This is a genomic window from Thiospirillum jenense, from assembly GCF_014145225.1.
Taxonomy (GTDB): domain Bacteria; phylum Pseudomonadota; class Gammaproteobacteria; order Chromatiales; family Chromatiaceae; genus Thiospirillum; species Thiospirillum jenense.
Genome location: NZ_JABVCQ010000102.1, coordinates 1 through 653 on the forward strand (window position 1 = coordinate 1; position 653 = coordinate 653).

General features: G+C 62.5%; 1 protein-coding gene. It reads right to left on the minus strand.

Features of this window, described 5'->3' with window-relative positions; translation table 11 throughout:
• Positions 1-653 (minus strand): hypothetical protein (locus HUK38_RS14700; protein ID WP_202985590.1); only part of this gene is annotated, 653 nt, incomplete at both ends.

Below are 653 nucleotides of genomic sequence, written 5' to 3' on the forward strand. Positions count from 1 at the left end.
TTATCATCATCAATCAACGGCGGAATGATCGGCGGATTCACTGGTGGCGTGATTGGCGGAATCACCGGCGGATCAACTGGCGGAATCACCGGCGGCGGATCAGCGGGCGGCGGGACATAACCGCCACCACCGCCGGAGTTAGCAGTGAAACTGAAACCCACTGCGCAGTCGGCGACGATAGCGCCGGTGGTGTAGGCGCTGCCGTTCCAACTGCCGGCGGGGCAGTCACCGGTGACGGCGTTGTCGGTTGTGTAATTAGCGGCGGGGGTGACGGTCAATTGGAGCGGCGCGTTTTGTAAAACAGTTTGGGCAACGCTGGGATTGACCGTGCCGCCGCTGCCCGCCGTTGGCGTGACGGTGTAATTTTGCACTGCGACGCGGTAAGCCGTGCTGTTCTGCGCGGTCCCGGCGAATTTGATCCAGCCAATCCGTTCGCCCCAAGCGTGGCCGGAAAAATAGCCGGTTGCTGGGTCAATGCTGACGCCGCCGTCGGTGGGATTGAACTTGATCCAGCCGACGTTGGGTGACCAGGCGTAACCCGACAGGGTGTGATCGGGGTTGTGGTTGACGCCGTAGGTGGTCGCACCGTCATTAGCGTAGGTGTGCGCCCCGCCGCCGGTGTAACTGCCCACGCTCACCCAGCCGATGCGTTC